The sequence below is a fragment of the Herbiconiux sp. VKM Ac-1786 genome (genome assembly GCF_015350805.1).
In the GTDB taxonomy this organism is placed as follows: Bacteria; Actinomycetota; Actinomycetes; order Actinomycetales; family Microbacteriaceae; genus Herbiconiux.
Map to the genome: position 1 here is coordinate 98,994 of NZ_JADKSG010000002.1, position 14,583 is coordinate 113,576.

At 69.0% G+C, this 14,583-nt stretch carries 21 protein-coding genes; 6 read left to right on the forward strand and 15 right to left on the reverse strand.

Annotation, left to right across the window (positions count from 1 at the left end):
* Positions 1-3: 3 nt before the first annotated feature.
* Both ITJ64_RS11485 and ITJ64_RS11490 read right to left on the reverse strand, forming a co-directional pair.
* Entirely contained in the window at positions 4-1,311 is a 1,308-nt protein-coding gene (locus ITJ64_RS11485; RefSeq protein WP_194680945.1) for an MFS transporter, read from the reverse strand.
* Positions 1,312-1,464: 153 nt separating this feature from the next.
* The gene (locus tag ITJ64_RS11490) at positions 1,465-2,859 is read right to left on the reverse strand and encodes a hypothetical protein (RefSeq protein WP_194680946.1); all 1,395 of its coding nucleotides are present in this window, start codon (positions 2,857-2,859) and stop codon (positions 1,465-1,467) included.
* A 188-nt stretch (positions 2,860-3,047) separates the two neighbouring features.
* Between ITJ64_RS11490 and ITJ64_RS11495 the strand changes: the two genes are divergently transcribed.
* A complete protein-coding gene (locus ITJ64_RS11495; RefSeq protein WP_194680947.1) occupies positions 3,048-4,322 on the forward strand; it encodes an MFS transporter in 1,275 nt (424 codons plus the stop codon).
* Positions 4,323-4,337: 15 nt separating this feature from the next.
* On the opposite strand, the gene ITJ64_RS11500 is transcribed toward ITJ64_RS11495, so the two are convergent.
* From ITJ64_RS11500 to ITJ64_RS11510, 3 genes are all read right to left on the reverse strand, one after another.
* Positions 4,338-4,607, reverse strand: coding sequence for a type II toxin-antitoxin system RelE/ParE family toxin (locus tag ITJ64_RS11500; protein ID WP_194680948.1), 270 nt, complete (start codon positions 4,605-4,607; stop codon positions 4,338-4,340).
* Entirely contained in the window at positions 4,604-4,825 is a 222-nt protein-coding gene (locus ITJ64_RS11505; RefSeq protein WP_194680949.1) for a CopG family transcriptional regulator, read from the reverse strand. Before ITJ64_RS11505 ends, ITJ64_RS11500 begins: the two co-directional genes overlap by 4 nt.
* Positions 4,826-5,047: 222 nt before the next feature.
* A complete protein-coding gene (locus tag ITJ64_RS11510; protein ID WP_194680950.1) occupies positions 5,048-5,929 on the reverse strand; it encodes an NAD-dependent epimerase/dehydratase family protein in 882 nt (293 codons plus the stop codon).
* Between the two features lie 85 nt (positions 5,930-6,014).
* On the opposite strand from ITJ64_RS11510, the gene ITJ64_RS11515 reads away from it, so the two are divergent.
* Positions 6,015-6,596: a TetR/AcrR family transcriptional regulator gene (locus ITJ64_RS11515; RefSeq protein WP_194680951.1), complete on the forward strand. Its 582-nt coding sequence runs from the start codon at positions 6,015-6,017 to the stop codon at positions 6,594-6,596.
* 9 nt (positions 6,597-6,605) lie between these two features.
* Here the strand turns inward: ITJ64_RS11515 and ITJ64_RS11520 are convergent, their stop codons facing one another.
* Genes ITJ64_RS11520 through ITJ64_RS11530 form a run of 3 tightly spaced genes read right to left on the reverse strand, consistent with a single transcriptional unit; the run spans position 6,606 to position 8,847 of the window.
* On the reverse strand, positions 6,606-7,472 hold the full coding sequence (locus ITJ64_RS11520; protein WP_194680952.1) for a hypothetical protein: 867 nt from the start codon (positions 7,470-7,472) through the stop codon (positions 6,606-6,608).
* On the reverse strand, positions 7,462-8,007 hold the full coding sequence (locus ITJ64_RS11525) for an RNA polymerase sigma factor (RefSeq protein WP_194680953.1): 546 nt from the start codon (positions 8,005-8,007) through the stop codon (positions 7,462-7,464). Before ITJ64_RS11525 ends, ITJ64_RS11520 begins: the two co-directional genes overlap by 11 nt.
* A gap of 57 nt (positions 8,008-8,064) precedes the next feature.
* Positions 8,065-8,847 carry an alpha/beta fold hydrolase gene (locus tag ITJ64_RS11530; protein ID WP_194680954.1) on the reverse strand — a complete coding sequence of 261 codons (783 nt, stop codon included), beginning with the start codon at positions 8,845-8,847 and terminating at the stop codon, positions 8,065-8,067.
* Positions 8,848-8,897: 50 nt separating this feature from the next.
* Between ITJ64_RS11530 and ITJ64_RS11535 the strand changes: the two genes are divergently transcribed.
* On the forward strand, positions 8,898-9,308 hold the full coding sequence (locus ITJ64_RS11535) for a MarR family winged helix-turn-helix transcriptional regulator (protein WP_194680955.1): 411 nt from the start codon (positions 8,898-8,900) through the stop codon (positions 9,306-9,308).
* 15 nt (positions 9,309-9,323) lie between these two features.
* Here ITJ64_RS11535 and ITJ64_RS11540 read toward each other — a convergent pair whose 3' ends face one another.
* From ITJ64_RS11540 to ITJ64_RS11555, 4 genes are all read right to left on the reverse strand, one after another.
* Positions 9,324-9,629: a HigA family addiction module antitoxin gene (locus ITJ64_RS11540; protein ID WP_194680956.1), complete on the reverse strand. Its 306-nt coding sequence runs from the start codon at positions 9,627-9,629 to the stop codon at positions 9,324-9,326.
* Positions 9,626-10,069, reverse strand: a complete 444-nt coding sequence (locus tag ITJ64_RS11545; protein ID WP_194680957.1) for a HepT-like ribonuclease domain-containing protein — start codon at positions 10,067-10,069, stop codon at positions 9,626-9,628. The genes ITJ64_RS11540 and ITJ64_RS11545 overlap by 4 nt, the downstream gene beginning before the upstream one ends.
* Complete coding sequence (locus ITJ64_RS11550; protein ID WP_194680958.1) at positions 10,066-10,392, reverse strand: nucleotidyltransferase family protein; 327 nt, start codon at positions 10,390-10,392, stop codon at positions 10,066-10,068. The genes ITJ64_RS11545 and ITJ64_RS11550 overlap by 4 nt, the downstream gene beginning before the upstream one ends.
* A 71-nt stretch (positions 10,393-10,463) precedes the next feature.
* On the reverse strand, positions 10,464-10,901 hold the full coding sequence (locus ITJ64_RS11555) for a MerR family transcriptional regulator (protein WP_228508634.1): 438 nt from the start codon (positions 10,899-10,901) through the stop codon (positions 10,464-10,466).
* Positions 10,902-10,993: 92 nt separating this feature from the next.
* On the opposite strand from ITJ64_RS11555, the gene ITJ64_RS11560 reads away from it, so the two are divergent.
* Positions 10,994-11,722: an SDR family oxidoreductase gene (locus ITJ64_RS11560; protein ID WP_194680959.1), complete on the forward strand. Its 729-nt coding sequence runs from the start codon at positions 10,994-10,996 to the stop codon at positions 11,720-11,722.
* An 89-nt stretch (positions 11,723-11,811) separates the two neighbouring features.
* On the opposite strand, the gene ITJ64_RS11565 is transcribed toward ITJ64_RS11560, so the two are convergent.
* Both ITJ64_RS11565 and ITJ64_RS11570 read right to left on the reverse strand, forming a co-directional pair.
* Complete coding sequence (locus ITJ64_RS11565) at positions 11,812-12,204, reverse strand: antitoxin HicB (RefSeq protein ID WP_173180579.1); 393 nt, start codon at positions 12,202-12,204, stop codon at positions 11,812-11,814.
* An 8-nt stretch (positions 12,205-12,212) separates the two neighbouring features.
* Positions 12,213-12,404, reverse strand: a complete 192-nt coding sequence (locus tag ITJ64_RS11570; protein WP_370545264.1) for a type II toxin-antitoxin system HicA family toxin — start codon at positions 12,402-12,404, stop codon at positions 12,213-12,215.
* Positions 12,405-12,610: 206 nt separating this feature from the next.
* On the opposite strand from ITJ64_RS11570, the gene ITJ64_RS11575 reads away from it, so the two are divergent.
* Positions 12,611-13,129 carry a DUF4265 domain-containing protein gene (locus ITJ64_RS11575; RefSeq protein WP_194680960.1) on the forward strand — a complete coding sequence of 173 codons (519 nt, stop codon included), beginning with the start codon at positions 12,611-12,613 and terminating at the stop codon, positions 13,127-13,129.
* A 41-nt stretch (positions 13,130-13,170) separates the two neighbouring features.
* Here ITJ64_RS11575 and ITJ64_RS11580 read toward each other — a convergent pair whose 3' ends face one another.
* Complete coding sequence (locus ITJ64_RS11580) at positions 13,171-13,623, reverse strand: hypothetical protein (RefSeq protein ID WP_194680961.1); 453 nt, start codon at positions 13,621-13,623, stop codon at positions 13,171-13,173.
* Between the two features lie 236 nt (positions 13,624-13,859).
* On the opposite strand from ITJ64_RS11580, the gene ITJ64_RS11585 reads away from it, so the two are divergent.
* Positions 13,860-14,522 (forward strand): hypothetical protein, encoded by a 663-nt coding sequence (locus tag ITJ64_RS11585; protein WP_194680962.1) that lies wholly within the window; start codon positions 13,860-13,862, stop codon positions 14,520-14,522.
* Positions 14,523-14,583: the final 61 nt, after the last annotated feature.

The following is a 14,583-nucleotide window of genomic DNA, read 5'->3' on the forward strand; positions in this document are numbered from 1 at the left end:
TCATCACACCTGGCTCAGTTCGATTCCCTTGGTCTCTTTCAGACGCAGGGCTGGGATCAGGGTAATCAGCGCGGTGACGATCACGAAGAAGGCCGGCGCGAGCGGGTTGCCCGTCAGGCCGATCAGCCAGGTGCAGATATAAGGAGCGGTGCCGCCGGCGAGCGCGGCGCCGACGCTGAACCCGAAGGCGATGCCGGTGTAGCGGATCTCGGTGGGGAACATCTCGGCGTAGGTCGAGAGCGCGACGCCCATCAGCGCCGAGTCGACGAGGCCCAGCACGATGTGGGCGAGGATCGCGACCACGCCGCCCTGCTCGAACAGCAGGAACGCGGGCACGGACAGCACGAGGGCGGCGATGGTCGCCCCGAGGAACACCGGCTTGCGGCCGACGCGGTCGGAGAGGGCGCCGAAGAAGGGCATGGCGATCACCGAGACCAGCAGCGTGAGCGTGGTGGAGAGGTAGGAGAAGTTCGCGTCGAAGCCGAGCACGGTCTGCATGTGGATGTTCACGTAGACGTAGGCGACGTAGTAGGCCGAGAACAGCAGGATCGAGAGGGCGACGACCCGGAGCAGGGCACCCGGGTGGCGCAGGAACATCGTCTTGACGGGGGTCTGCTTCACCGTCGCGACCGACTTGCGGGCGGCCTTGAACTCCTCGGTCTCCTCGAGGCCGTTGCGCACCCAGAGGCCGAACAGCCCGATCGGGATGGCGATCAGGAACGGCAGCCGCCAGCCCCAGTCGTTCATCACGTCGCTACCGAGCGTGAGGTTCAGAACCGTGACGGTGACCGAGGCGATCAGCGAGCCGGCGAGGGCGCCCATCTGGGTGGTCGAGGTGAAGAGGCCGCGCTTGGCGCGGGGCGACTTCTCGGCCACGAACGAGGCGGCACCGCCCAGTTCGCCACCGGCCGCGAGGCCCTGCAGCGAGCGGGCGAGCACGAGCAGCAGCGTGGCGCCGACGCCGATGGCGCCATAGGTCGGGAGGATGCCGATCAGTCCGCTGGCGGCGGCCATCAGGATGATCGTCAGCGCCAGCGCGTTCTTGCGACCGAACTTGTCGCCGAAGTGCCCGAACAGCAGGGCGCCGACCGGTCGCAGCACGAACGCGACGGCGAAGGTGGCGAGGGTCGAGAGGAGGGCGGTGACCGGGTCGCCCTCGGCGAAGAACTTCACCGCGAGGATCGTGGCGACGTAGCCGTACACCGCGAAGTCGAAGTACTCGACGATCGAGCCGACGGCGCCGGCGGCGATGACCCGCGGCGAGATGGTCGTGGGGTCGTGGACTGCGGGGGCGGTGCTCGAGCTGCTCATGGCGTCTTCCTTCTCCGTCGAACGATTTGCCCTATGCAAGCAGAGGGTCTGCCAACTGTCAACAGTTTGCAGTTGATCGTTTACACGCCGGAAACGCGCTCTCGCCGCACGCGGGCCGCGGGCAGGGCGCGACGGCACCTCTCGTTCGGAGGGTCAGCGCTCGATGTCGGGCGGCAGCACGCGCCAGCCGCCGAGGAGCACGAGCTGCTCGGCATCCGCCCGCTTGCGCCGCTGCACCCGCAGGAACAGCAGCACCCCGACCACCACGAGCGCGACCCCGACCGCCAGGCACAGCGCGCCGCCGAGGGGTGAGTCATCGGTGAAGAAGAAGACGGAGGCGATGACCACGAACGAGCCCAGCAGGCAGAGCAGGAACGCCAGCACGGAGCGCAGGCGCAGCGCCGACCCCACCCACGCCGCGAGCAGGGAGGCGGCGAGGCCGCGGGTCCGTACCTCGGGGTCGTCGCGCGAGCGCTCGTCGAGCCAGCGCCGGCCGAGGCGGCGGACGTGGCGCAGCTGCGCATCCGCGGCCGCGCACAGCCCGATGTAGAAGAGGAGGGCGAGGAGCCCGGGCCCGATGATCAGCGCGACGACGAGGTCGTCGTCGACCGAGCCCAGCAGGCCGTCACTGCTGTCCTCCCCGACGATCGCGAGCACGATTGCGATGACGGCGACAGCCAGCGAGCCGGCAGTCAGCCAGAAGAAGAGGCGCCGGTAGGTCTGAGCGCGGCCGGGGTCGGCGGCGAGCATCCGCTCGGCGTGCTGGTCGTCGGCCTCCCATTCGCGCTCCAGGCGGGCAGCTTCGCGGGCCGAGATGACGACACGATCTCCGGCCGGTCGGTGTCGACGAGTGGATGCCGGCGGCAGATACGCGGGCACGTCGGGTGCCGGTGCCGCGTTCTCTTGGCTCTCGCCATTCCTCGGCTCATCAGCGCCCAGCTCGGTGAGCAGCGTCTCGCGCCCGACCCGGGACTTGCCGCCGCCGGTCGTGAAGGACACAGCGGCGGCGCGCTGACGATCGGTCAGCCGGGGACCGCCTTCATCGCCAAGGGGGCTCGCCTGCGCATCCGGAACCACCAGCGGCAGTTCGCGCACGAACCGCGCCAGAGCCTTCACGCCCCCGGAGTCGAGCCCCTTCATCGGACGCCCCGCGACGAGCAGCCGCACCGACGGCCCCTCGGTCGAGACGAAGCGGTAGACGACGTAGGTGGCGGTGCCGCTCGAGCTGAGCGAACGCCAGGCCTCGGTGATCGAGTCGACGGGCACGCGCCGACCGCGCAGCTCGACCGCCCGCTCGGACGGGTACCAGACGAGGCCGCCGTAGGCGAGGTGGAGGCCGAGCAGCAGCGCGCCCGCGATGATCGCCCACGCGGTCAGGAAGCCGAGCACCCAGCTCCACTCGCCGAGCCCGAGCGCCACGTAGGCCGCCCCCGGGAACGCCGAGAGCACGCCGCCGCACACCGCTGTGACCACCAGCACGACCTTCCAGCTCCCGAGCCCGGGGTTGCCCCCGATGCGCACCGCGTCACCCCTCGTCGACGCCGCCATGGCTCCACCGTCTCACGGCGCGCGCTCCGACGCCGCCTCCCGCGCCCCGCTCCGGCGCCGTCTTCCGCGCCCCGCTCCGGCCCGGCGGAGCCCCCCAGCGCGGCCTCTCGCGCCGCGGCTGCGGCCGCCCGCTCATCACAGACCGCACCCTCGGGAATGCCACAGCCCCCACGGAGTTGCACCACCTCATGACCTCGAACGAGCTCGCCTCACCCGGCACCGCCAGCACGGCCACCGTCCCCGCGCCGGGCGCGGCCTCGGGCACCCCCACCACTCCGACCACCCGCACCTCCGGCACCGGCACGACCCCCACTCCCACCTCCTGGCTCGGCGTCGTCTCCCTGGGCCTCGGCGTCTTCGCCATCGTCATGGCCGAGTTCCTCCCCGCCAGCCTCCTCACCCGCGTCGCCGCCGACCTCGGTGTCACCGAGGGCGTCGCCGGCCAGTCGGTCAGCGTCACGGCCATCGTCGCCGCCATCGCCGGCCTGACGATCCCTGTGCTCCTCCCGCGCGTCGACCGCCGCTACCTCATGCTCGGCCTCTCGGCTCTGGCCGTGGTCTCCGACCTCCTCGTCGCCATCGCCCCCAGCTACTCCGTGCTCCTCCTCGCCCGCGTGCTCCTCGGCATCTCCCTCGGCGGATTCTGGGCCCTCGCCATCTCCATCACCGCCCGCCTGGTGCCAGCCGACCGCCTCGGCCGCGGCCTAACGGTGGTGAACGTCGGCGTCTCACTGGCCACCGTCGCCGCCATCCCGCTCGGAACCTGGCTCGGCGAGCTCTGGGGCTGGCGCGCCGTCTTCGTGCTCGCCGCGGTCGTCGGCGTGGTAGCGGTGATCGTGCAGCTGCTCGTGCTGCCGAGCGTGCGCTCGACCGGCGCGCCCGGCTTCCGCCCGCTGCTGGCCACCCTCCGTTCCCGCTTCATCCTGCTCGGCCTCCTCGCCACCGCCCTGATCGCGGCCGGCCACTTCACCGGCTTCACGTACATCCGACCAGCGGCCACCGACATCGGCGGTCTCGACCCCTCGCAGCTCTCCCTGCTGCTCGTGGTCTACGGCATCGCGGTCACGGCGGGCAACCTGGTGGCGGGCCCCCTCGCAGACAAGCGGATGCGCGTCGCCGTGCTCCTCTTCCCCGTCCTCCTCGGCGCGGCGATGATCACCTTCGCTCTCGCGGGCAGCACGACGCCCGGCCTGATCACCGCGGTCGCGGTCTGGGGCCTCGGCTTCGGAGCCGTGCCCACCACCCTCACCACGTGGATGGCCCGCGCCGAACCCACCCGCCTCGAGAGCGTCGGCGGCCTCCAGTCGGCCACGTTCCAGGTGGCGATCGCCCTCGGCGCCATCATCGGCGGCCTCCTGGTCGACGGCATCGGCGTGCAGACGGCCCTCATCACGGGCGGCATCTCGGCGGCCCTCGGCGCCCTCCTCCTGGTCACCCTCAAGCCCCGCCCGGCCGCCCTCTGAGGCCGGCCCGGAAAATCAGCGGTCGTAAACAGTCGACCGGTGCCCCAGACGAACGGCCACGACGACCAGCTTCTCGTCCTTCACCTCGACCAGCAGGCGATAGTCACCGATCCGATAGCGCCAGAACGCCGCCAAGTCGCCGCCCAATGACTTCCCCCGACTCCGAGGATCATCCAGCCGAGCAAGATCGTCGAGGAAGGCGAGCACCCGTCTGACGACGGTGCGGTCGACCTTCCGAAGGGCTTTCTCGAACTCAGCGCTGGTCTCGATCGACCACTGCGTCACAGACCGAGCTCGCGCTTGGTGTCGTCGAGAGAGCGGGTCGACTGGTCGGACGCGATCCACTCCCGCGCCGCGTCCTCAGCCCAAGCGATCTCTTCGAGCTCGTCCAGTCCCGCGACGAGTGCGTCGTGAGCGAAGGCTGCAATCGGACGGTCGGCGCGAGTGGCGAGTGCATCGAAGCGCCGCTGCTCGTCATCGCTGAGTTCGATGGAAAGCGGCATGTCGACTCCTTTTCGCGATCGCAAGTGGTGAACCGAGGATATCCGGCTTCCCTCAGGGCGGTGACTGGAAGCCTCGTGGCGTGCATGATTCGGCATGGGTGTCCTACTTCGCGGTCGTCGTCGAAACGGCGGGAGTGTAGGGATTGCGGCAACTATAGAGGCACAGGCCGAAGCCCGCCCGGGCTGTGGATAACGACCATCCGACAGCCCAGGGGTAGGAACTCAGGCCTCCAGCCGTTCGAGGTCGGCGAGCAGGCGGGGGCGCGTCGGCTCCCAGCCGAGCTCCGCGCGCGTGAGGGCGCTCGACGCCGGCTGGTCGGTCGCGAAGACCGGGCCGATCGGGCCGAAGTCCTCGAGGGGGCGCGGTTCGACCGGCAGCCCGAGGCGCCGCCCGATGACCGAGACGATGTCGAGCACCGTGTCGCTCTCGTCGTCGACCGCGTGCCACGCGCGCCCGGCCGGCGAGCCCTCGAGCGCGAGCCGGAACAGCACCGCCGCGTCCAGCGCGTGCACCGCCGGCCACCGCTGCGCCCCGTCGCCCGGGTACCCCGCGACCCCGGTCTGCCGCGCGAACTGCGTCAGCAGTCCGGCGAAACCGCCCTGCCCCTCGTTGTGCACGGTGCGGGGCAGACGGATGGCCGAGCTGCGCACTCCGCGCGACGAGAGGCCGAGCATCCGCTCTACCGAGATGCCGCGCCCGCCGACCGGCCCGTCGAGAGGCAGCAGGTCGTTCTCGGTCGACGCGCGCCCCGGGATCCACGGCGTGCCCGACACCGTGACGAACGGCTTGCCCGTGCCGACGAGGGTGTCACCCAGGGCAGCGAGGGCGGCCGACTCCTCGGCGACGTTCTGCGCCAGAGCCTCGGCCGAGGTGAAGTCGTTGCCGAACGCGAGGTGGATGACCCCGTCGGCGTCGGCGGCCGACGAACGCAGCACGTCGAGGTCGACGAGCGAGCCCCGCACAGCGGTGGCGCCGGCTGCTGAAGCTGCGGCCGCCGACGCGTCCGAGCGGGTGAGAGCGGTGACGGAGTGCCCGTTCGCGAGCAGTTCGGCCACGACGGCCGAGCCGATGAGTCCGGTTGCCCCGGTGATGAAGACGCGCATGAGAGACCTCCACAGGTGATGCGACTGATGTCCCATCACCGTAGCACCACGATGAGACAAGTGTCGCATCACGTAGAATGAACCTATGCCCAGATGGAAACCGGATGCGCGCGACCGCCTCGTCGAAGCGGCCCTCGACCTCTTCACCGAGCAGGGCTACGACGAGACGACGGTCGCGCAGATCGCCGAGCGCGCCGAGCTGACCCGCAGCACGTTCTTCCGGCACTTCAGCGACAAGCGCGAACTGCTCTCGGCCGGGCAGGAGATGTTGAGTGGTCTGCTCGCCGAAGGCATCCGCGAGTCACCGGCCGAGGCGACGCCGCTCGAGGCGGTGGCCGCGGGGCTCCAGCGCGCATCCGGCGCGATGACCGACTTCAACCGCGGCCTCGGCCCCCGCCTGCACGCGGCCATCGACGCGAACGAGGAGCTGCGCGCCCGCAACGCGATGAAGAGCATCGGCCTGGCGGCGGCGATGGCGGATGCGCTGCGAGCCCGCGGCGTCAGCGACACGGCGTCGCAGGTCGCCGCCGAACTCGGCGTGCTCGCCTTCGGCCTCGGCTACCGCCGCTGGTCCGACCCGTCGCACGATGACACCCCGGGCGAGCTGGCCACCTACACGGCGGAAGCCTTCACCGAGCTCCGAGCGGCGGCCGCCGAGCTCCGCTGAGGCAGCGCCTCAATCGCAGACGTCGATCACCGAATCCTGCGTCGACGACCGGATGAGCCGCACCGCCTTCGTGCCCGCCTCCGACGTGCCCACCTGGAACACCAGGTACCGCCCGTCGACCGGCCCGCTGACGTAGGTCGTGTACCCCTCCTGCTCGTCGTACCGCGAGTGCGTCACCACGATCCCCGGGTAGGCGGCAAGCAGCTCAGCCTCCGACGACCCCAACCGGATGCCCTCGGGCGTCGACGGCGACCCCTCGAGCGGGGCGTCCGCCACGCCTGGGGTGCTCACCGTCGCGAACGAGAACACGGGGTCGGGCACATCCGTCCCGTCGGCCTCCAGCTCGGCGAGGTACACGTCGACGATCAGCGACCCTTCGTCGAAATTCGGCACCGTGTAGTACCCGTCAGGGCAGTCGACCGGCGAGTCCACCGGCACGAGCCCAGCCGCCGATGCGAAGGCAGCCAGAGAATCCCCGAGCCGCAGCCCCGCCACCTCGTCGTACCCGATCGTCCACGTCCCGGGATCCAGCGGATCCACCGCCACCGGCTCAGGCGTGTCGGGCGTCGGCGCCGGCTGCACGGCAGGAGGAGGCTCCATGGTCGCGGTCGGGCCCGGCGCCGGCGTCGCCGAAGCGGTCACCACCGGCGCGGGTGCACCGACCCCCGGAATGACCCCGAGCGCCAGCGCAGCCCCGGCCCCTCCCACGAGCACCACGCTCACGACAGCGACCAGCACCCCGAGCACCCGCGGCCTGACGTTCGACCGACGGGGTTCGGGCGCAGGTGGGTGGGAAGCCGCCATCCGCAGCACGTCGCCCTTCATCGTCGTCAGCAGCCGGGTCAACTCGTCACCGGTCGGGGGTTCAGTTCTCATCGTCGGCCACCGCCTTCCGCAGTCGTGTTCTGGCTCGGGACACCCGTTTCTTCACCGCGTCGACGCTGAGCCCCAGCTCGTCGGCGGCCTCGACGTACGACCGCCCCTCGACGAGACACAGTTCGCACACGCGCCGGTCGATGAACGGCAGGCGCCCGATCTCGTCCATCACCCAGCGCAGGCGGTCACGAGCATCCTGATCGCCCGTCGTCGCCACCAGGTCGAGCTCGTCGTCGAGCGTGCGGGCCTCGTGCTTCGCCCGCCGCCGCTGCAGGTTGAGTGCGTGGTTGCGGCAGGTGACGAGCAGCCACGGCAGCAGCGAGGTGCCGGCGATGGTGACGGATGCGCCCCGGCTCCACACCGTGAAGAACGTGTCCTGCACGAGCTCCTCGACGTCCATCCGCTCGGTCGCGAGCGCCCAGGCGTAGCGCGTGACGGCCGGTGCGTGCCGGTCGAACACGACGCCGAGCGCCTCGGCATCCCCCTGAGCCAGCCGTGCGAGCAACTCGCCGTCCGGCACCTCCGTGTCGTTCACGTGCACCCCCTCACTATAGGAATGTCGCGAACACGGCGATCGTGACCGGATGCCCGCTCAGCGCGTCGCGGCGAGGAACCTCTCGATCACGGCGAAGGTGGCTGCCGGCTGCTCGAGGTGGGGGAGATGCCCGGCCTTCTCGACCTCGGCGAACCGGGCACCGGGCACGGCAGCTGCCAGTGCGCGCCCGTACGCCGGAGTCACGACGCGGTCGCTCGCGCCCCACACCACCAGCGTCGGCACGTTCATCGCCTCGAGCCGGTTGAGCAGCGTCGGGTCGGCCATCCCGCTCCCGGTCATCGCCTTCATCGCGCGGGCGTTGCCGGCCAGCACGGCGCGCTGCTCGTCGGAGAACCCCGCCGGATCCAGGTACCCGCGATCGGCGTCGTGCCACGCGAGCTCGGCGAGCTGCCTCGGGCTGAGCGAGAAGAAGTCGGCGATCGGCTCGCCTGCGACCTCGACGCCGACCGAATCGATGACGATCACTGACCCGATCAGGCCTTCGAAGCGCGGGTCTTTCGCCGCTTGCACCGCCATCTCGAGCGCGATCCACCCGCCGATCGACGACCCGACGACGGTCGCCGCACCCTCGCGCGGCTCCTCGGCCAGCAGCTCGAGGTAGTCGGCGGCGAGCTGCGACACCGAGGCCAGCGACTCGGGCAGCGCCGTCCCCTCCCACCCCGGATGCGTCGGCGCCAGCACCCGCCGCCCTTCTCGGAGTTGCCCGACGAGAGGCGCGACCGTGCGCGGCCCACCGCCCCCGTGCAGCACGAGAGCGAGGGGCTGCCCGACCTTACCGGCCTCGACGACGGATGCGCGGGATACGAACTCCAGAACCATGACCACTCCAAATCAACATGTTTATACAAGCCTGCTGATACGGTAGCACCATGCCCACCGATCTGGAACTACTCGGCCAAGCGCTCAAGCGGGCGCAGTACCGAAACCACCGCACGATGGACGCCGCCCTCCAGGACGTCGGCGTCAGCCTCGTGCAGTGGGACGCCCTCCGCGCCATCGACCAGGCGCCGGGCGCCTCGGCTCACGCCCTGGCGGTGGCGACCTTCCAGAGCGACCAAGCGTTCGGCACCCTCGCCACCCGCCTCGTCGCCCGCGGGCTCGTCGCCCGAACGCCCGGCCACGGCCGCCGCCTCGAGCACACCCTCACGCCCGCCGGCGCCGACGCCCTCGCGGCCGGCCGCCGCATCGCGGCCGCCCAGCTCCCCGCCCTCTTCGCCCCCCTCGACGAACCCCAGCGCGCGGCCCTCTTCGAGGCCCTGACCGCTCTCAACTCGGCTTGAACGTGTCCCTGCCGCCTAGACGAAACACGCGCTGAGTAGCGGCACGATCCGATCAAGCTCGTCGCCCTTCGCCTCAGCCACCAGCTCGAGGTCGTACCGCGTCTGCAGGTTCGTCCAGAACCGATCCGAAGTGCCGAACACTCGAGCAAGCCGCGAGGCGGTTTCGGGCGAAATGCGACGCTTGCCCAGAACGATCTCGTTGATCCGCCGCGCCGGCACATTGATCGCTCGCGCCAGTCGGTGCGGGCTCACGCCCATCGGCTCCAGGAACTCCTCAAATAGAACCTCGCCCGGGTGCACCCGAGAATGCGAATCGCTCACGCCCCAGCCTCGCTGTCGTCGGTGCACGGCGTCGGAGCAAGCCTGGTCGACGCGTAATGCGAAAGGATCCAATCGACTTCGTCAAAACCATCACTGGCGGCGGTCACGATCGCGCGAGCGACCTCGCAATCGTCGAAGAGTCTTTCGCGTACTTCTGGCAGATCGTGGCGGAGCGTCTTCCGAATGATCTGGAGGTCGATATCGAGGTAGTTGTGAGCCAACCGGTTCCTCATGCCTCTCAAGCGCTTGATCCCGATCGCGCCGAAGTGGCGCTCGCGAGACCGCTCGTCGACCATTTCTGCCGCCCGCAAGATGCGTTCGATGGCGCGTTCCGCAGCGAACCGCCCCTGAAGGTCCTCGAGTGACCCGGTGGCGATCGTGAGGGCGGTTTCGACCTCCAGGTTCAGCGCGAGCAACGCTTCCGCCTCCTTCACGTTCACAGCGGCACCGACTCGAGAAGAATCGATGTTCCGATGCCCGTTTCCTGTGCTCGCTTCCACACTGCCTGGTGATCCACGACGTCGACGTCGATCCCGAGCAGCTCGACGAGTTCGTCGGTGAGCCCGATCACGTCGCGGCTCCGTCCCGCGCCGAACAGGACGATGAGGTCAAGGTCCGACCCCAACTGATCCTGTCCACGCGCGACAGACCCGAAGACCCCTGCCGACACCACACCGAACCGCCGAAGCACAGCCCGAACATCCTCACGCCGCAGCTTCAAGACCTCGCCCGGCGTCACCGCATCAGCAGCAGCAAGAACCATGACCATCCCCTTCCGAGGTCGAACAATCGACAGAACTCGTAGGGATGAGAAGAGCGTAGCGCCCGAGAGCCCTACCCCGCCCCCAAGATCGCCGAAGTCCGCCCCATCGAATCCCGCACAGCCTCACACCGCGCCTCATCCGGGTTCTCCGTCATCGAGATCACCTCATCCAGCCGCCCCCGAGCCACCTCGAGATCCGACATGAGCTGCGAGATCCGATCCCGCTCCCGGTGCAGGCTGAGCAGCATCTCCGGCGGCGCATGCCCCGTATCCACGCACGGCAGAATCAGCGCGATCGTCCGACTGGCCAGCCCCGCCGAGAACAGATGCTGAATCAACCGCACCCGATCCACGGCCGAAGGGCCATAGACCCGCTGCCCGCTGGCCGTCCGCGACGAGTGAAGGATGCCCTGCTCCTCGTAATACCGCAGCGCCCGAGTACTGACTCCGGCCCGAGCCGCGAGCTCCCCGATCCGCATCTCGACGACCGAGTCATCCAACAACACCATCAGCACACCCTCGACTTGCCCTTGACGTCAACGTGAGGTTTTAGCCTACGAGAGAAGAGCCGTCCCGTGCGGCAGAACCCGAAAGGACACCCATGAATATCGCCGGATCCGTCGCCCTCGTCACCGGAGCCAACCGCGGCATCGGCCGCCGCTTCGTCGACGAGCTCCTCGACCGCGGCGCCGCGAAGGTCTACGCGGCCGTCCGCAACCCCGACAACGTGAAGGAGACCGAGTTCACCGACGCCCGAGTAGAGGTCCTCCGCCTCGACCTGCTCGACGACACCTCCATCACGGATGCCGCCGCCCGAGCCACCGACCTCACCCTCCTCATCAACAACGCCGGCATCACGACGGGCTCCAACCTCCTCGGCGAGAACGACCTGGCCGGCCTCCGCCGCGAACTCGACACCCACCTCTTCGGCACCCTCGGCGTCATCCGCGCCTTCGCCCCCGTGCTCGCGGCCAACGGCGGGGGAGCGATCGTCGACATCCACTCGGCGCTCTCCTGGTTCTCCGTCAACGGCGCCAACGGATACGCCGTCGCCAAGGCCGCCGAATGGGCGATGACGAACGGCGTTCGCCTCGAGCTCGCCACCCAGAACACCCTCGTCGTCGGCGTCCACCTCGGAGCCGCCGACACTGACATGATGGCCGGCTACGACGGCCCCATGACGGCCCCGCGCGCGGTCGCGGCCGCCGCCCTCGACGGCGTCGCCTCCGACGCGATCGAGGTCCTGGTCGACGACTGGTCACGCCTGGTCAAGGCCTCCCTGGCCAACGACCCCGCCGAGTTCTACGCCGAGGCCCTCCGCAGCGCCTGAGAAGAGCGGATGCTCGACCCCGCCCACCCGTCAACCATCGTGTGGGCGGGCGAGCGCCGGCAAGCGCGATCTCAGGTGACGCCAGCTATCTACGACGCCTTGCTGAGCTGACTGATCCGTTGAGGCGAGAGTCCGAGCAGTCGAGCTGCATCTGCCTTGCTGATGTGCTCAGCCTGTAGAGCAGCAACAGCACGCCGCCGCAGCGCTGCAGCGGCCTTCGCGTCTTCGCGCGCTCGCGCGTCAGCCTCGTTAGCCTTCGTCCACAGATCTGCGGCAGTCTCGGGAAGTTCGAGATCGACCGTCACGTCGAGAGTCGCTTCGTCCACGTCGAGCCACAACGCGGCGACCTCTAGGGCGATCTCGTCGATCTCCTTGATCGTCCGAGCCTGCCCCGACGTCCCGAGCTCGGGAAACTCGATGTACCACCAGCGCCCATCTCGCCGTGCTCGTGCCTTCACTTCCGTCTTGCCCTTCGTAGTCATGTCGTCTCCTATCGCCAGTTGTAGGGAGTGTGCGGGAGCTTCTTGATCAGGTCGCCGATGATGCCGGCGGACACCTCGCTGTGATGCGGAATGGTGTGTTTGTCGTCCGGGGATGACGAGTCGGGAATTCCCCAGATTTCGTGATCACCCTTCCCTTGTCGTATGAGCGCCCACCCGTTGGCTCGCACCGCCTTGATCACATCGCAGTACTTCTGCGGCGGGGCACCGATCAAGTCTAGACCGGGCTTTGTATTAAGGTAAGGGGATCTAGAACGCTTCGTTTGCCAAGCGGTCTCATCTGCGACACAGGCAGCGAGCCGGCCGCGGTAGCGATGCCCGACTGCTCAGATGGCGCTGCCGTGAATCCGCTGCCTCACGCGAACGCTCCCACGCGGCAAGATTGGCTATGACGACGAACCCGCGGCGCGACCGAAATCTGGAAGACGGAATGATCATGGAACCCAGCGAGCGGTCGATCGTCGTCCATCGAGCGCCGATCTGGCGAGATCGTGCCGATTACATCTTCAGAGCCGCGATTCCGGATCCGGCCCCCACCGCATCGATCGAGCAGCTGTGGGGACGCAAGCAGGGCCATCTCATCGAGGTGTGCTGCATTCCGTACTTCCTCTACGACGTCAATCTGGGTGACCTGGTGAGTCTGTCCGATGAGAACACGCTCGAGTCCGTGGTCGAAGACAAGGGTCACTGCACGTTTCGGGCGTTCTTCAGCGAGCATTTGGAAAGCATCGCCGACGTGGATCGCGACCTGCGTGGACGTGGCGCCGGAACAGAATGGCTCAGCAACCGCTTGGTTGCCCTCGACGCTCCCTCAGGAGAAGCGGCCTCAGAGTTGTCTGCATTTCTGGCGACCCTCGAGAACCGCGGGGTACTGGAGTACGAGACGGGTCGACTCCGCAGTCCCTAGAAGCACGCATACATGCCCGCCCAGTAAAAATCCTCGAGATGTCAGTGGAAAGCAGCCCACTGGCTCGAGGTGACCGACGCGATGAGGGCGTCACCTAATGCAGTCGTGTTGAGCCAGTACTCGCCTGACGTCTCATCTTCGTCAAAGTCGTCCGGCGGTGGGGTGTAGTTGCCCGGCCAATTCGCTTCAGGCGAGTAGCTCCACCAGTTGCTCGGCCTCGCTATCGTTTCCGCCGCCGTCACTCGGTCGAGCACGTTTTGGATATCGCCTTCGATGACCTCGATGAGGCCTTCGTGAAACAGGTACTGCACAGCGGCGATAGTCGCGGGCACGTGAATCGACTTTCGATTCCAGTGGGCGGCTTCAGGGGTGCTCACCGAGATGCCGTTCAAGACCGTCACCAGCGAACTGCCTTCCCAGGCGTCCAGAAGAACCACTTTCTGATGCTGCGTCAGCGATTCCCACCGATTCGACTTATCCGCCATGGTGTCCATCGTTGCTGATCGAGCGCAGCGAGCAACCCACCGCCGCGCCGACTCACACCCACGCGACGGCGGTGTCGCCCTCGCCCCGGCCAGACGGCGAGGGCGTAGGCGTCCGGCGCCTGCGGGGCTACGGTCAGGTCATGCGATCGATCCCGGGCACCGTTCGGCAAAGCACGTCCGGCGAGGCCTCGGGGCCGCCCGAGGCGTTCGTCCGACCGCGCACCCCTAAGTCACAATGGCGACGGATGCGCGCCCTGCTCGCCCTCTCAGCCCTCGCCCTGGCGACCGCCCCGCTCGCGGGTTGCACGCCCGCGGCCCCCGGCTCGACCCCCGCCACGGCAGCCGCACCCTGCCCTCCCGCCCCCACTGACGCGGATCCCGAGCAGATCGTCACCGCCGCCGAGCTGTGCGCGATCGACGGCCGCCCCTGGTCGGACTCGGTCTTCACGACGGTCGTGAACACGCCGGCGTGGGGCGACACCACTCCGGCCTGCGACGAAGCCCGCAAGACGGCGTTCTACAAAGCTTGGAAAGACGTGCAGTCGCAGATCACCACCTTCGACCTCGCCACGGACTTCGGCGAGAACGCCCGCCTCCTCGGCGGTGTGGGCGTCGCCGTGCTGACCGCGCCGGACGCCTCCGCGCCCATCGCCCTCCTCGACGCCGAGGTGGACGCGTGCCTCGGCGCCTCCGCCCAGACCCGGATCGACCACGGCCCCTGGCGCGGCGTCCGCGGCCCGCTGTCGGGCGACGACGGCGAGCAGCTCACCTGGTGGGCGGAGGGTGACGGCCACTGGAGCCTCGTACAGGCCTACATCTCTGAGACCCTCTCCGCCGACGACGCTGCCTCCCTCGAGTCGGCCCTCGACACCCTCCTCGACGCCCAGGCCGCCCGCCTGGCGGAGTGAGCTCGGGCTCGCGCTAGGGGCCCGGCTCGCTGATCGACCGGCCGAATCCTTCGATCCGAAG

What these genes read in the sequence shown, in the direction of transcription:
- ITJ64_RS11575 (WP_194680960.1), top strand. Translation starts at nt 12,611, where the DNA reads ATGACGACGAACCCGCGGCGCGACCGAAATCTGGAAGACGGAATGATC.
- ITJ64_RS11550 (WP_194680958.1), bottom strand. Translation starts at nt 10,392, where the DNA reads ATGGTTCTTGCTGCTGCTGATGCGGTGACGCCGGGCGAGGTCTTGAAG.
- ITJ64_RS11490 (WP_194680946.1), bottom strand. Translation starts at nt 2,859, where the DNA reads ATGGCGGCGTCGACGAGGGGTGACGCGGTGCGCATCGGGGGCAACCCC.
- ITJ64_RS11530 (WP_194680954.1), bottom strand. Translation starts at nt 8,847, where the DNA reads ATGGTTCTGGAGTTCGTATCCCGCGCATCCGTCGTCGAGGCCGGTAAG.
- ITJ64_RS11585 (WP_194680962.1), top strand. Translation starts at nt 13,860, where the DNA reads ATGCGCGCCCTGCTCGCCCTCTCAGCCCTCGCCCTGGCGACCGCCCCG.
- ITJ64_RS11555 (WP_228508634.1), bottom strand. Translation starts at nt 10,901, where the DNA reads ATGGTGTTGTTGGATGACTCGGTCGTCGAGATGCGGATCGGGGAGCTC.
- ITJ64_RS11495 (WP_194680947.1), top strand. Translation starts at nt 3,048, where the DNA reads ATGACCTCGAACGAGCTCGCCTCACCCGGCACCGCCAGCACGGCCACC.
- ITJ64_RS11505 (WP_194680949.1), bottom strand. Translation starts at nt 4,825, where the DNA reads ATGCCGCTTTCCATCGAACTCAGCGATGACGAGCAGCGGCGCTTCGAT.
- ITJ64_RS11565 (WP_173180579.1), bottom strand. Translation starts at nt 12,204, where the DNA reads ATGACTACGAAGGGCAAGACGGAAGTGAAGGCACGAGCACGGCGAGAT.
- ITJ64_RS11560 (WP_194680959.1), top strand. Translation starts at nt 10,994, where the DNA reads ATGAATATCGCCGGATCCGTCGCCCTCGTCACCGGAGCCAACCGCGGC.
- ITJ64_RS11535 (WP_194680955.1), top strand. Translation starts at nt 8,898, where the DNA reads ATGCCCACCGATCTGGAACTACTCGGCCAAGCGCTCAAGCGGGCGCAG.
- ITJ64_RS11485 (WP_194680945.1), bottom strand. Translation starts at nt 1,311, where the DNA reads ATGAGCAGCTCGAGCACCGCCCCCGCAGTCCACGACCCCACGACCATC.
- ITJ64_RS11515 (WP_194680951.1), top strand. Translation starts at nt 6,015, where the DNA reads ATGCCCAGATGGAAACCGGATGCGCGCGACCGCCTCGTCGAAGCGGCC.
- ITJ64_RS11580 (WP_194680961.1), bottom strand. Translation starts at nt 13,623, where the DNA reads ATGGACACCATGGCGGATAAGTCGAATCGGTGGGAATCGCTGACGCAG.
- ITJ64_RS11520 (WP_194680952.1), bottom strand. Translation starts at nt 7,472, where the DNA reads ATGAGAACTGAACCCCCGACCGGTGACGAGTTGACCCGGCTGCTGACG.
- ITJ64_RS11510 (WP_194680950.1), bottom strand. Translation starts at nt 5,929, where the DNA reads ATGCGCGTCTTCATCACCGGGGCAACCGGACTCATCGGCTCGGCCGTC.